General features: G+C 62.0%; 14 protein-coding genes. 12 read left to right on the top strand and 2 right to left on the bottom strand.

Features of this window, described 5'->3' with window-relative positions:
- Window positions 1–134: 134 nt before the first annotated feature.
- The 9 genes from pdhA (at window position 135) to NKI95_RS23055 (ending at window position 8,445) form a co-directional block, all read left to right on the top strand.
- Window positions 135–1,175, top strand: a complete 1,041-nt coding sequence (gene pdhA, locus NKI95_RS23095) for a pyruvate dehydrogenase (acetyl-transferring) E1 component subunit alpha (RefSeq protein WP_352507419.1) — start codon at window positions 135–137, stop codon at window positions 1,173–1,175.
- A gap of 15 nt (window positions 1,176–1,190) precedes the next feature.
- A complete protein-coding gene (locus NKI95_RS23090) occupies window positions 1,191–2,594 on the top strand; it encodes a pyruvate dehydrogenase complex E1 component subunit beta (protein ID WP_352466155.1) in 1,404 nt (467 codons plus the stop codon).
- Window positions 2,595–2,612: 18 nt separating this feature from the next.
- Window positions 2,613–3,983 (top strand): pyruvate dehydrogenase complex dihydrolipoamide acetyltransferase, encoded by a 1,371-nt coding sequence (locus NKI95_RS23085; protein ID WP_352466156.1) that lies wholly within the window; start codon window positions 2,613–2,615, stop codon window positions 3,981–3,983.
- Window positions 3,984–4,000: 17 nt separating this feature from the next.
- A complete protein-coding gene (locus tag NKI95_RS23080) occupies window positions 4,001–4,420 on the top strand; it encodes a hypothetical protein (RefSeq protein WP_352719505.1) in 420 nt (139 codons plus the stop codon).
- Complete coding sequence (locus NKI95_RS23075; protein ID WP_352719504.1) at window positions 4,417–5,055, top strand: SGNH/GDSL hydrolase family protein; 639 nt, start codon at window positions 4,417–4,419, stop codon at window positions 5,053–5,055. Before NKI95_RS23080 ends, NKI95_RS23075 begins: the two co-directional genes overlap by 4 nt.
- A gap of 11 nt (window positions 5,056–5,066) precedes the next feature.
- Window positions 5,067–6,512, top strand: a complete 1,446-nt coding sequence (gene lpdA / locus NKI95_RS23070; RefSeq protein ID WP_352719503.1) for a dihydrolipoyl dehydrogenase — start codon at window positions 5,067–5,069, stop codon at window positions 6,510–6,512.
- 98 nt (window positions 6,513–6,610) lie between these two features.
- Window positions 6,611–6,868, top strand: coding sequence for a GlsB/YeaQ/YmgE family stress response membrane protein (locus NKI95_RS23065; RefSeq protein WP_292655302.1), 258 nt, complete (start codon window positions 6,611–6,613; stop codon window positions 6,866–6,868).
- Between the two features lie 137 nt (window positions 6,869–7,005).
- Window positions 7,006–7,971, top strand: a complete 966-nt coding sequence (gene lipA / locus NKI95_RS23060) for a lipoyl synthase (protein WP_352719502.1) — start codon at window positions 7,006–7,008, stop codon at window positions 7,969–7,971.
- A gap of 12 nt (window positions 7,972–7,983) precedes the next feature.
- Window positions 7,984–8,445 carry a type II toxin-antitoxin system RatA family toxin gene (locus tag NKI95_RS23055; RefSeq protein WP_292655295.1) on the top strand — a complete coding sequence of 154 codons (462 nt, stop codon included), beginning with the start codon at window positions 7,984–7,986 and terminating at the stop codon, window positions 8,443–8,445.
- Here NKI95_RS23055 and NKI95_RS23050 read toward each other — a convergent pair.
- Window positions 8,421–8,930, bottom strand: coding sequence for a CinA family protein (locus NKI95_RS23050; RefSeq protein ID WP_352719501.1), 510 nt, complete (start codon window positions 8,928–8,930; stop codon window positions 8,421–8,423). The two genes, NKI95_RS23055 and NKI95_RS23050, sit on opposite strands and share 25 nt — an antisense overlap.
- Complete coding sequence (locus NKI95_RS23045) at window positions 8,927–10,147, bottom strand: bifunctional 2-C-methyl-D-erythritol 4-phosphate cytidylyltransferase/2-C-methyl-D-erythritol 2,4-cyclodiphosphate synthase (RefSeq protein WP_352719500.1); 1,221 nt, start codon at window positions 10,145–10,147, stop codon at window positions 8,927–8,929. Before NKI95_RS23045 ends, NKI95_RS23050 begins: the two co-directional genes overlap by 4 nt.
- Before the next feature lie 180 nt (window positions 10,148–10,327).
- Between NKI95_RS23045 and dusB the strand changes: the two genes are divergently transcribed.
- The 3 genes from dusB to ntrC are packed head-to-tail and all read left to right on the top strand — an operon-like array spanning window position 10,328 to window position 13,949.
- On the top strand, window positions 10,328–11,353 hold the full coding sequence (dusB, locus tag NKI95_RS23040; protein ID WP_352719499.1) for a tRNA dihydrouridine synthase DusB: 1,026 nt from the start codon (window positions 10,328–10,330) through the stop codon (window positions 11,351–11,353).
- The gene (locus NKI95_RS23035; protein ID WP_023675075.1) at window positions 11,350–12,492 is read left to right on the top strand and encodes a two-component system sensor histidine kinase NtrB; all 1,143 of its coding nucleotides are present in this window, start codon (window positions 11,350–11,352) and stop codon (window positions 12,490–12,492) included. The genes dusB and NKI95_RS23035 overlap by 4 nt, the downstream gene beginning before the upstream one ends.
- Entirely contained in the window at window positions 12,489–13,949 is a 1,461-nt protein-coding gene (ntrC, locus tag NKI95_RS23030; RefSeq protein WP_352466165.1) for a nitrogen regulation protein NR(I), read from the top strand. Before NKI95_RS23035 ends, ntrC begins: the two co-directional genes overlap by 4 nt.
- Window positions 13,950–14,019 lie beyond the last annotated feature (70 nt).

Raw genomic sequence — 14,019 nt, 5'->3', positions numbered from 1 at the left:
TAATTGCTTAGATGCATGACAGCCATGCGTTTTCGGCATGGCGAAAGCCTTCCCTGCATGTTAGCCTGCCTCAAATCGGTGGGAGAACTGATCTCCCTCGCTGTCCGCCAAGAGACGCCAACAGGGAGTGATGCATGGCCACCGCCACCAGAAAAGCGCCTGCCAAATCCAAATCAGACGGCAAAACGCCGGGCCTTTCCACCCCAAAGCCTGTTGAATTCACCAAGGACCAGGAGCTTGCCGCCTACCGGCACATGCTGCTCATCCGCCGCTTCGAGGAAAAGGCCGGCCAGCTTTACGGCATGGGCTTCATCGGCGGTTTCTGCCACCTCTACATCGGCCAGGAAGCGGTCGTTACCGGCATGAAGATGGCGCTGATCGATGGCGACCAGATGATCACCGCCTATCGCGACCATGGTCATATGCTGGCCATGGAGTTGTCGCCGCGCGGCGTCATGGCCGAACTGACCGGGCGCCGTAGCGGCCTGTCCAGAGGCAAGGGCGGCTCGATGCACATGTTCTCCAAGGAGAAGCATTTTTACGGCGGCCACGGCATCGTCGGCGCGCAAGTGTCGCTCGGCACCGGCATTGCCTTCGCCAACCGCTATCGCGGCAACAACAATGTGACGCTGACCTATTTCGGCGATGGCGCCGCGAACCAGGGCCAGGTCTACGAAAGCTTCAACATGGCCTCGCTGTGGAAGCTTCCGGTGATCTACATCATCGAGAACAACCGCTACGCCATGGGCACCTCGGTCTCGCGCTCGTCGGCCGAAACGGATTTTTCGCACCGCGGCGCCTCCTTCAAGATTCCAGGCATCCAGGTCGACGGCATGGATGTGCGCGCCGTAAAGGCAGCCGGCGACCTCGCCGCCGAATGGTGCCGCGCCGGCAACGGGCCGCTCATTCTCGAAATGCAGACCTATCGTTACCGCGGCCATTCGATGTCGGATCCGGCAAAATACCGCTCCAAGGAAGAAGTGCAGAAAATGCGCTCCGAACGTGACCCGATCGAGCAGGTCAAAGCACGGCTGCTCGACAAAAAATGGGCAAGCGAGGACGAGCTCAAGGCCATCGACAAGGAAGTCCGCGACGTCGTCGCCGACGCCGCAGAATTTGCCCAGAACGACGCAGAGCCGGATCCGTCCGAGCTCTGGACCGATATCGTACTTTAACGAGAGGGCAAGGACATGCCGATCGAAATTCTCATGCCCGCCCTCTCGCCGACCATGGAAGAGGGTAATGTTTCCAAGTGGTTGAAGAAAGAGGGCGACAAGGTCGCGGCCGGTGACGCCATTGCCGAGATCGAGACCGACAAGGCAACGATGGAAGTCGAAGCCGTGGACGACGGCACGCTTGCCAAGATCGTGGTTCCTGCCGGCACTGAGGGTGTCAAGGTCAACACACTGATCGCTGTGCTGGCCGTCGATGGCGAAGACATCGACGAGGCAGGCGAAGGCATCGGCGAGGAGGCTGTTGAGGCGCAAGCAGCAGCGCCCGCTGCCGCTCCGGCCCCCGCGGCTGCGCCGACCAAGAGCGAAGCGGCAGCACCTGTTGCCGCCGCGCCCAAGCTGGAAATTGCCGCCGATCCGGACATCCCGGCCGGCACCGAAATGATCTCGACCACGGTGCGTGAAGCATTGCGCGACGCAATGGCTGAGGAAATGCGCCGCGACGGCGATGTCTTTGTCATGGGCGAGGAGGTTGCCGAGTACCAGGGCGCCTACAAGATCACGCAAGGCCTGTTGCAGGAATTCGGTCCGCGGCGCGTGGTCGACACGCCAATCACCGAGCACGGCTTTGCCGGCGTTGGTGTTGGCGCGGCGATGGCCGGCTTGAAGCCGATCGTCGAATTCATGACCTTCAACTTCGCCATGCAGGCGATCGACCAGATCATCAATTCGGCCGCCAAGACGCTCTATATGTCCGGCGGCCAGATGGGCGCCCCGATCGTCTTTCGCGGCCCGAACGGCGCGGCTGCCCGCGTCGCCGCGCAGCATTCGCAATGCTATGCCGCCTGGTACAGCCATATTCCCGGCCTGAAGGTGGTGATGCCTTATACCGCCGCCGACGCCAAGGGTCTGCTTAAGGCGGCGATCCGCGACCCGAACCCGGTCATCTTCCTCGAAAACGAAATCCTTTACGGCCACTCCTTCGACGTGCCGAAGATGGATGATTTCGTGTTGCCGATCGGCAAGGCGCGCATTCACAAATCCGGCAAGGACGTGACCATCGTCTCGTTCGGCATCGGCATGACCTACGCGATCAAGGCCGAGGCGGAGTTGCGCGGCATGGGCATCGACGCCGAGATCATCGACTTGCGCACCATCCGCCCGCTCGACTTCGACACGATCATCGCCTCGGTCAAAAAGACCAATCGCCTGGTGGTGGTCGAGGAAGGCTTTCCGCAGAACTCGGTCGGCGACCATATCGCCAATCAGGTTTCGCAGCGCGCCTTCGATTTCCTCGACGCACCGGTCATCACCATTGCCGGCAAGGACGTGCCGATGCCCTATGCGGCGAACCTCGAAAAGCTGGCGCTGCCCAATGTCGGCGAGGTCGTCGAGGCGGTCAAAGCCGTCACGTATCGCTGAGCAGGGTGGGAGGACAAAATGCCAATCAACATCACCATGCCGGCGCTTTCGCCTACGATGGAAGAAGGCAACCTTTCCAAGTGGCTCGTCAAGGAAGGCGACAAGGTTTCGCCGGGCGACGTGATTGCCGAGATCGAGACCGACAAGGCAACGATGGAAGTCGAAGCCGTCGACGAAGGTACGGTTGCCAAGCTGGTGGTTCCGGCCGGCACTGAAGGCGTCAAGGTCAATGCGCTGATCGCGGTGCTGGCGGCCGAGGGGGAGGATGCGGCGGCCGCCGCGAAAAGCGGTGACGGTGCTGCGCCGGCAAAGGCTGAGGCTCCGAAAGCGGACGCCTCCAAAGCTGAAACACCAAAGCCCGAAGCGCCGAAGCAGGAGCCTGCTTTACCTAAGGCGGAAGCGGCGCCGGTCGCCAACGGCCATGCAAACGGTGAGCGCATCTTCGCCTCGCCGCTGGCCCGGCGCATTGCCAGCGAAGCCGGTATAGATGTCGCGGCGCTGACCGGCTCCGGCCCCCACGGCCGCGTGGTAAAGGCCGATGTCGATGCCGCAATTTCCAGTGGCGGCGCCAAGACGGCACCAGCAGCAAAAGCGGCGCCCGCCGGCGCTCCGGCATCTGCGGCCACGGCACCCAAGGCGATGTCGGACGAGCAGGTGCTCAAACTATTTGCCGAAGGCTCCTACGAGCTTGTCCCGCACGACAATATGCGCAAGACCATCGCGCGCCGGCTGGTCGAGGCCAAGACCACCATTCCGCATTTCTATCTGACGCTCGACTGCGAGCTCGACGCACTTCTGGCGCTGCGCACGCAGATCAATGCGGCCGCCCCGGTGAAGAAGACTGAGAAAGGCGAAACGCCGGCCTACAAGCTTTCCGTCAATGACATGGTCATCAAGGCTCTGGCCCTGGCGCTGATGGCGGTGCCGGATGCCAATGCGTCGTGGACAGAAAACGCCATGGTCAAGCACAAGCACGCCGATGTCGGCGTTGCCGTGTCGATCCCCGGCGGCCTGATCACCCCGATCATCCGGCGTGCCGACGAAAAGACGCTGTCCGTCATCTCCAACGAGATGAAGGACCTTGCCGGCCGCGCCCGCAGCCGCAAGCTGAAACCGGAAGAATATCAGGGCGGCACCACGGCGGTGTCCAATCTCGGCATGTTCGGCGTCAAGGATTTTTCTGCCGTCATCAACCCGCCGCATGCGACGATCCTGGCGGTTGGCGCCGGCGAGCAACGCGCAGTGGTGAAGAACGGCGAGATCAAGATCGCGACAATCATGTCGGTAACGCTGTCGACCGATCACCGCGCAGTCGACGGTGCGCTCGGCGCCGAGCTGCTCGTCGCCTTCAAGCGTATGATCGAAAATCCAATGGGCATGCTGGTCTAAGAGAAGGGGACAGGGCGGTGCGGAAATTCTTCACCAGCCTTTTTGCCTTCTTCCTTTCCGGTTTGGCCGGCGGATTGGTGGTGCAGTGGCTCGCCGTCGCCACCAATGCCGACGTGGAGTACATCCTTGTATTCATGATCTCGGCTCTCGTCACCATCTTCGCGACGCTCGCATTCTTCATCGCACAATTCATGTCGGATCCACGACGGGCAACAAAACTGACGGCGATCATAGGGGTAGCATTTTTTGTGCTCATTGGAGTTGCTCTGATCGGCTGGACTTTCTCCCAGCCGCCGGGCAACCGCCAGTGGTCGAGCGATCTTCCTATCGTCGCCGGTCTCGTCCTGCCGGGCATCGCTACGGTTCTGGTCCAGTGGCTTTTTGTGCGCTGGCGATTGGGGCGCTCGCAACCAGGTTTCGGCGGGGCAGCCACATGAAGACGGTCCTCTGCTACGGCGATTCGCTTACCTGGGGCTATGACGCGGCAAACCTCGGCCGGCATCCGCTGGAAGATCGCTGGCCGAGCGTGATGCAGGCGGCATTGGGCAGCGGCGTCGAGGTCATCGCCGAAGGCCTGAATGGCCGAACCACCGCCTTCGACGATCACTTGGCCGGGGCGGACCGCAATGGCGCAAGGCTGTTGCCAACAATCCTGACGACGCATGCGCCGATCGATTTGATCATCATCATGCTCGGCGCCAACGATATGAAGCCGTGGATTCACGGCAATCCGGTCGCGGCCAAGCAAGGCATGCAACGCCTGATCGATATCGTGCTCGGCCACGATTACCCGTTCGATTGGCCGGCGCCGCAGATCCTGATCGTCGCACCGCCCGTAGTCAGCCGCACGGAGAATGCCGAATTCAAGGAAATGTTCGCCGGCGGCGATGAGGCCTCGCTGCGATTGGCGGCGCAGTATTCCGCCCTTGCCGACGCAGCCGGCTGCGGCTTCTTCGATGCCGGCTCGGTGGCCAAAACGACGCCGCTCGACGGCGTCCATCTCGACGCGGAAAATACGCGGAACATCGGGCACGCGCTGGCGCCGCTCGTGCGCCTCATGCTGGAATTGTGAAGGAGAAAGCCGTGGCTGAGAACTACGACGTCATCATCATCGGCTCCGGCCCCGGCGGCTATGTCACGGCCGTGCGCTCCGCTCAGCTCGGCTTCAAGACGGCGATCGTCGAGCGCGAGCACCTTGGCGGCATCTGCCTCAACTGGGGCTGCATTCCGACCAAGGCGCTGCTGCGCTCGGCCGAGATCATGCACTATTCGGATCATCTGAAGGACTACGGCCTGAAGATCGATGGCAAGATCAGCGTCGACACAGCCGCCGTCGTCGATCGCTCGCGAAAGGTCTCGCTGCGGCTCAACGGCGGCGTCGGCTTCCTGATGAAGAAGAACAAGGTCGACGTCATCTGGGGCGAAGCCAAACTGACGAAACCCGGCGAAATCGTCGTGTCGAAATCGTCGAAGAAGCCGATGGAGCCGCAGCCGCCGGCGCCCAAGGGTGTCAAGGGCGAGGGCACCTACAGCGCCAAGCACATCATCCTGGCGACCGGCGCCAGGCCGCGGGCGCTGCCCGGCATCGAGCCGGACGGCAAGCTGATCTGGACCTATTTCGAGGCGATGGTGCCAAAAGAGATGCCGAAATCGCTGCTGGTGATGGGCTCTGGCGCCATCGGCATCGAGTTCGCCTCTTTCTACCGCACCATGGGCGCGGAGGTGACGGTGGTCGAACTGCTGCCGGCAGTGATGCCGGTCGAGGACGCCGAAGTCTCGAAATTCGCGCAAAAGCAGTTCGAAAAGCAAGGCATGAAGATCATCCTAGAAGCCAAGGTGACCAAGGTCGAGAAGGGCACTAACTCGGTCACCGCGCATGTCGAGATGAAGGACGGCAAGGTCGAGAAGATCACCGCCGATCGGATGATCTCGGCCGTCGGCGTACAGGGCAATATCGAGAATCTCGGCCTCGAGACGCTCGGCGTGAAGACGGAACGCGGTTGCGTCGTCGTCGACGGCTACGGCAAGACCAACGTGCCCGGCATCTATGCCATCGGTGACGTCGCCGGACCGCCGATGCTCGCCCACAAGGCCGAGCACGAGGGCGTGGTGTGCGTGGAAAAGATCGCCAATTTCCCCGGCGTGCATGCCACCGACAAGCTGAAGATCCCGGGCTGCACCTATTGCAATCCGCAAGTCGCCTCGGTCGGACTGACGGAAGCCAAAGCGAAAGCCGACGGCAAGGACATCCGCGTCGGCCGCTTCCAGTTCGCGGCAAACGGCAAGGCGATTGCGCTCGGCGAGGACCAAGGCTTCGTCAAGACCATTTTCGACAAGAAGACCGGCCAGTTGCTGGGTGCCCACATGGTTGGCGCAGAAGTAACCGAACTGATCCAGGGCTTCGTCGTGGCGATGAACCTGGAGACCACCGAGGAAGAGCTGATGCACACGATCTTCCCGCACCCGACGCTGTCGGAGATGATGAAGGAGAGTGTACTCGACGCCTATGGTCGCGCGCTGAATGCATGATAAATTAGTTGGGCGAGTCTCACACGAAAGACACAAAGGAACTCGACGGCAGAGCAATTCGTTTCGCACGCATCATCCATCATACAAGGAGAGGGCATATGGAAATGAACGGCGTGGGCTGGGTAGCAGCCATCATCATCGGTGGCCTGGCGGGGTGGCTCGCCGAGATGGTCATGAAGAGCAATACCGGCATCCTCATGAACATCATTCTCGGCATTGTCGGCGCAATCGTGTTGAACGCCATCTTGCAGGCCCTGAACATCGGCATCTTCGGTGTCGGCTGGATCGCCTATCTGATCACCGGCTTCATCGGCGCCTGCATTCTGATTGCGGTTGGACGACTGGTGCGCCGCTAACCTCTGTCGGCACTTGCTATGCGAAAAAGGCCACCGCGGCATGCGTGATCGCGGCCTTTTTCTTTTCGCCGAAAAGTCCTAGATGACGTGGGTAGAGCGAGCGCCGGACAGGCGCTTGCCAATGAGCCGGGTTTCACATGGTCACCGTCCTCGACACGATTGCCAATGCGCCGCGCCTGCGGCATCCCGAAAAGGCGCACAAGCCGGATCAGGACGTTCTGCGCAAGCCTGACTGGATCCGCGTCAAGGCGCCGATGTCTAAAGGCTATGCCGAGACGCGCGAAATCGTTAAGTCTCACAAACTGGTAACGGTTTGCGAAGAGGCGGGCTGCCCCAATATCGGCGAGTGCTGGGAAAAGAAGCACGCCACCTTCATGATTATGGGTGAGATCTGCACACGGGCCTGCGCCTTCTGCAATGTCGCCACCGGCATCCCGACCGCACTCGATCCCGATGAGCCGGCGCGCGTCGCACACGCCGTCAAGCAAATGGGCCTAAGCCATGTCGTCATCACCTCAGTCGACCGTGACGATCTCGCCGATGGCGGAGCTCAGCACTTTGCCGAGGTCATCCGTGCGATCAGGGCGGCAACGCCTCTGACGACGATCGAAATCCTGACGCCCGACTTCCTGCGCAAGGAAGGCGCGCTGGAGATTGTGGTGGCTGCCAAGCCCGACGTTTTCAACCACAATCTGGAGACCGTGCCGTCGAACTATCTGACGGTCCGGCCGGGCGCCCGCTATTTCCATTCGATCAGGCTGTTGCAGCGGGTCAAAGAGCTCGATCCGTCGATCTTCACCAAATCCGGCATCATGGTTGGCCTCGGCGAGGAGCGGAACGAGATCCTGCAGCTGATGGACGATTTGCGTTCGGCCAATGTCGACTTCATGACCATCGGCCAGTACCTGCAGCCGTCGAAGAAGCACCATCCGGTGATACGCTTCGTCACGCCGGAGGAATTCAAGTCCTTCGAGACGATCGGCAAGACCAAAGGCTTCCTGCTGGTGGCGTCGAGCCCGCTGACGCGCTCGTCGCACCATGCCGGCGACGATTTCGCCAGACTACGCGCGGCGCGCGAAGCGTTTCTCAGGAAGTCCGCCTAACAAACTGGTTTCATGCCACAATTCGAAGCCCATCGCCGCGTCGCGCATACGCCTGAACAGATGTTCGCTCTGGTCGCCGATGTCGAATCCTATCCGCAATTCCTGCCGCTTTGCGAGGCACTGACGGTCCGCTCGCGCAAGGAACGCAACGGACGCACGCTGCTCATCGCCGACATGAGCATTGGCTACAAGGCGATCCGCGAGACTTTCACCACGCAGGTGCTGCTGAAGCCTGACGAGAACGCCATCGACGTCAAATACATCGACGGCCCGTTCAAATATCTGAGCAATGTCTGGCGCTTCGACCCGGGGGACGGCCGCGGTTGCAACGTCTGCTTCTTTATCGACTATGAGTTCAAGAGCCGCATTTTGGGTGCGGTCATGGGAACCATGTTCGACCGCGCCTTCCGCATGTTCTCCGAGGCGTTCGAGAAACGGGCCGAAATCATCTACGGCGCGCCATCGGCAGCCTGATCCGCAGCGAGCGCGCGCAGACCCAGCTCAAGCGCATGCCGGACCGTCTCCCTGCGGATGAAATCCCGGCCCTTGTCGGCGAACAGCTGGCATTCGCTGACTACCGGCCGGCCAGCCACGGCAACGCCGAACCAGACCAGGCCGACAGGTTTTTCCGCCGAGCCGCCGCCCGGTCCGGCGATGCCGGTCACCGCCAGGGCGAGCCCGGCCGGCGAATGGGCCAAGGCCCCGGCCGCCATCTCCACGGCAATCTCTCGCGAGACCGCGCCGTGCGCCTCGAGCGTAGCGGTCGAGACGCCGAGCATCTCGGTCTTGGCCTTGTTGGAATAGGTGACAAAGCCGCGATCGACCACCGCGGAAGAGCCGGCAATGTCGGTCAGCGCGGCGATGATCATGCCGCCGGTGCAGCTCTCGGCCGTCACCAGCATGATGCCGCGCTGCTGGCAGGCTTGAAGCAGGGCATCTGCGAGATCGCTATTGCTCATTCAGGGACATCCCCCGGAAATACAACGCTGGCGGTCGCGATGGCCGCTATGCCTTCCTCACGGCCGACGAAGCCGAGCTTCTCATTGGTTGTCGCCTTGATAGAGATGCGGTCGCGCGAAATTCGCAGCATTGCCGAAAGCGCTTCGGTCATGGCCTCTCGATGAGGGCCGACGCGCGGCGCCTCGCAGATCAGCGTGATATCGGCGTTGGCGATGCGGCCGCCGCGCTCTCGCACCAGCTTGGCCGCGTGTTCGACGAAGATGCGTGAAGCGGCCCCTTTCCATTGCGGGTCGGCGGGCGGGAAATGCGTGCCGATGTCACCGGCGCCGCAGGTGGCGAGCAGGGCGTCGGTCAAGGCGTGCAGACCGACATCGGCATCCGAATGGCCGGACAATTTCTTGTCATGCGGGATAGCGACGCCGCACAGGGTGACATGGTCGCCGGGCTCGAAGGCGTGGACGTCGTAGCCGTTGCCGGTTCGGATGTCCGGAAAACGTGGGGCGCTGGAAAGCCGCTGATCCGCCATTGCAATATCCCGTGCCCAGGTCAGTTTGACATTGTCCGGTGAGCCGGGAACGATCTTCACCGGAATGTGCGCCCATTCGGCGATTGCCGCATCGTCGGTGAAATCCGCCTTGCCCAGATGATGAGCCTTTTCGTGCGCAGCCAGGATCGGCCAGAACGGAAAGCCTTGCGGTGTCTGTGCGGCATGAAGCCCGGCCCTGGACACGGTTTCGCCGATCATGCCTTCGGCCGTTTCGCGCTTCAGCGTATCGGCAACGGGCAAGGCAGGCAGTGCTCCCTGGCGCTCGCCAATGGCGGCGATCGTGCGGTCTATCAGTTCCGCGTCGACAAACGGCCGAGCCGCATCATGGATCAGGACCCGGCCCGGCGCATGGCTTCTCAACGCCAGCAGTCCAAGGCGAACGGACTCCTGCCGTGACGTACCACCGGTCACAGCAACGACACGGTCGGCATTTGCGCCGGCGGCGCGACGGAAAAGCGCGCCGTCATCGGCATGGATAGCAACCACGACAGGTCCAATCTTCGGATGCGTCAGAAAGGCGTCGAGTGTGCGTGCAATAACGGCGCCGCCGCCAATCTGCTGATATTGCTTCGGCCCATTGGCCTGTCCGGCGCGCGCGCCGCGGCCGGCAGCAACGATGACCACGGCGACTTTGTCGTCGGCAGCATGCTTTTCGCTCACATCTCTCATGGCGAGACGCTTAGCGCATGATCCAGAAAAGTGGTATCGCTTTCAGAAGACCCAGGATTGATGCGGTCCGGCGATCCTTTTTTTCCCAAATGCGCCTTAATGTCACGACATTGCGCGTTGCACATTGCCGTCGTTCTGGCTAGAGAATGTGCAGCAATCGAAGGTGCTTGGTTTTTGTGCATGCCTGATGTGACCAAATTGGCTTCGCCGCTGGATGTGGGTGGCGTGAGAATCCGCAATCGCGTGTTTCTCGCGCCGATGTCGGGCATCACCGACGAGCCGTTCCGGCAGCGCGCCCATGCCCATGGCGCCGGGCTGGCTGTATCGGAAATGGTGGCGAGCGGTGAGCTTGCAAAGGGCAGGGCTGGCTCGGGCCTGCGGATCCGTCATTCCGGGCTGCCTGTCCACATGGTCCAGCTTGCCGGCCGCGAGGCGGTGCACATGGCCGAGGGCGCGCGAATCGCGGCCGGCGAGGGTGCTGACATCATCGACATCAACATGGGCTGTCCGGCCAAGAAGGTGACGGGCGGCTATGCCGGTTCGGCACTGATGCGAGACCTCGACCACGCGCTGTCGCTGATCGAAGCGGTAGTCGGGGCGGTCGAGGTGCCGGTCACGGTCAAAATGCGGCTCGGCTGGGACGAAGGTGCGCTCAACGCCCCGATGCTGGCCCGACGCGCCGAGCAGGCCGGGGTGAAGATGGTTACGGTGCACGGCCGCACACGTTGCCAGTTCTATCAGGGCAAAGCCGACTGGCGCGCCATCGCACGCGTCAAGCAGGCCGTCTCGATCCCGGTCGTTGCCAATGGCGATGTCGGCTCGCCGGCAGAGGCTGCGTCGATCCTCGACCAGTCCGGCGCCGACGCGGTGATGATCGGCCGTGCGCACTATGGCGCGCCGTGGACTGCCGGCAGCATTGTAGCGGCCGCGCGGGCAGAGCCGGTATCCGGCATGCCGGACAGCCCGCAAGCGCTGAGCGACTACGTCATTGCCCATTACGAAGACATGCTGACGCTCTATGGCGTGGAAAGCGGATTGCGCCAGGCGCGCAAGCATCTCGGCTGGTATCTCGACCGCCACGCCGCCACAAGCGACGACCGGCGCAAGGCCATACTCACATCTTTCGAGCCTGGGCATGTCATTGCCTTGCTGCGCGACATGTTCTCAAGCGCTCCCGAAGCGGCGAACCTGCGGAGGGCGGCATGAACGCCACCGTCACACAGAGCACGGATATGGCGGACGCCGCGCATATTGTGCTCAACACCATTCGTCGGCCGGTGATCATGGTCGATCCGCAAGGCTTCATCACCTTCGCCAATGCCGATGCCGAGGATTTTTTCCGTTCGAGTGCCACGATGCTCGCCCGCAACACGCTGCACAAGCTCATTCCTTTCGGCAGTCCGCTGCTGACGCTTGTCGACCAGGTGCGCGAGCGCCGGGCGCCAGTCAACGAATACCGGGTGGACGTGTCGTCGCCGCGTCTCGGCATCGAGAAGGTAGTCGACCTCTACGTCGCGCCGGTAACGGAATTTCCAGGCTCCGTCGTGGTGATGTTCCAGGAACGCTCAATGGCCGACAAGATCGACCGGCAGATGACACATCGCGGCGCGGCGCGCTCGGTCACCGGCCTCGCCGCGATGCTTGCCCATGAGATCAAGAACCCGCTGTCCGGCATTCGTGGTGCCGCGCAGCTGCTTGAGCTGTCGGCGTCCGACGAGGATCGCGCACTGACCAGGCTGATCACCGACGAGACCGACCGCATTGTCTCGCTGGTCGACCGCATGGAGGTGTTTTCCGACGAGCGGCCGATCGACCGCTACCCTGTCAACATCCATGTCGTGCTCGACCATGTCAAAGCAATCGCCAAGAACGGTTTTGCCAAGCGGATCAAGATATTGGAGGATTATGATCCATCATTGCCTCCGGTTTTTGCCAATCGCGACCAGCTCATCCAGGTCTTCCTCAATCTGGTAAAAAATGCCGCCGAGGCGATCGGCAGCGATCCACAGGGCGAGATCATGCTATCGACCGCCTTCCGCCCGGGCATTCGCGTTTCTGTACCCGGGACTCAGGATCGCGTGTCGCTGCCATTGGAATTCTGCGTACGCGACAACGGTTCGGGTGTCTCCGAGGATATCCTGCCGATCCTGTTCGATCCCTTCATCACCACCAAGCCGAACGGCTCCGGTCTCGGTCTGGCGCTGGTGGCAAAGATCGTCGGCGAGCATGGTGGCATCATTGAATGCGAATCGACGCCGCGCGGGACCACCTTCCGCATCCTGATGCCGGCGTGGAAAGAAACCCAGTTTGGCACCGACGACGACGGTGAAGGAGACCGCAAATGACCGTTCGCGGCAATATTCTCGTCGCCGACGACGATGCGGCCATCCGCACTGTCCTCAACCAAGCGCTTTCGCGCGTCGGCCACGACGTGCGTGTCACCTCCAACGCTTCGACGCTGTGGCGCTGGGTTGCGGCGGGCGAGGGCGATCTGGTTATCACCGACGTTGTCATGCCTGACGAGAACGCCTTCGATATGCTGCCGCGCATCAAGAAGGCGCGACCGGAACTGCCGGTCATCGTCATGAGTGCCCAGAACACGTTCATGACAGCAATTCGTGCCTCCGAAACCGGGGCCTATGAGTATCTGCCGAAACCGTTCGACCTGACCGAGCTGCTCAACATCGTCAACCGCGCACTTTCCGAGCCGCGGCGGCCGAAGATCGATACGCGGGCCGACGAGCCGCCGGAAACGATGCCGCTGGTCGGCCGCTCGGCGGCCATGCAAGACATCTACCGCATGCTGGCGCGCATGATGCAGACCGACCTGACGGTCATGATCAGCGGAGAGTCGGGTACCGGTAAGGAACTGGTGGCGCGCGCGCTGCATGAATATGGCCGCCGCCGAGGCGGTCCCTTCGTCGCCATCAACATGGCAGCGATCCCGCGCGACTTGATCGAATCGGAGTTGTTCGGGCACGAGAAGGGCGCCTTTACCGGCGCGCAGAACCGCTCCACCGGCCGTTTCGAGCAGGCCGAAGGCGGCACGCTCTTCCTCGACGAGATCGGCGACATGCCGATGGAAGCGCAGACGCGGCTGCTGCGTGTGTTGCAGCAGGGCGAATACACCACGGTCGGCGGCCGCACACCGATCAAGACCGACGTGCGCATCGTCGCTGCCACCAACAAGGACCTGCGCACGCTGATCAATCAGGGGCTTTTCCGCGAGGATCTGTTCTACCGCTTGAACGTTGTGCCGCTCAGGCTGCCGGCGCTGCGCGAGCGATCGGAGGACATTCCGGACCTCGTCCGGCACTTCTTCAAGCTCGGCGCCAGTGAAGGCCTGCAGACCAAGCGCATTTCCACCGGCGGCATCGAGCTGATGAAGCGCTATCCGTGGCCCGGTAACGTGCGCGAACTCGAAAACCTCATCCGCAGGCTGGCTGCACTGTATTCGCAGGACGAGATTTCCGCCGAGATCATCGAGGCGGAGTTGAAGACCGGCGAAAGACCTGTCGTTCCAGGTGGCGGCAACCTCATTCCCGATGACCTTTCCATCGGCCAGGCGGTGGAGCATTTCCTGCAGCGCTATTTTGCCTCGTTTGCCGGCGACTTGCCGCCGGCCGGGCTCTATCAGCGAATCCTCTCCGAGGTCGAATATCCGCTGGTCCTCGCCTCGATGACCGCAACGCGCGGTAACCAGATCAAGGCTGCCGAACTGCTGGGGCTCAACCGCAACACGCTGCGCAAGAAGATTCGCGAACTCGGCGTCAACGTCTACAAGTCCTCCAGGCAGATCTAGACGAACCCCTTACGAGCGCTTTCCAGGGGATCGATCACCGAAAGATTTCCGTCTCGGCCACACTTGTTGC

Origin of the sequence: Mesorhizobium sp. M0306 (assembly GCF_040321655.1) — a bacterium.
Classification (GTDB): domain Bacteria; phylum Pseudomonadota; class Alphaproteobacteria; order Rhizobiales; family Rhizobiaceae; genus Mesorhizobium.
The sequence above is the reverse complement of the archived record's forward strand: the minus strand, read 5'-3'. Positions and strand labels throughout refer to the sequence as shown.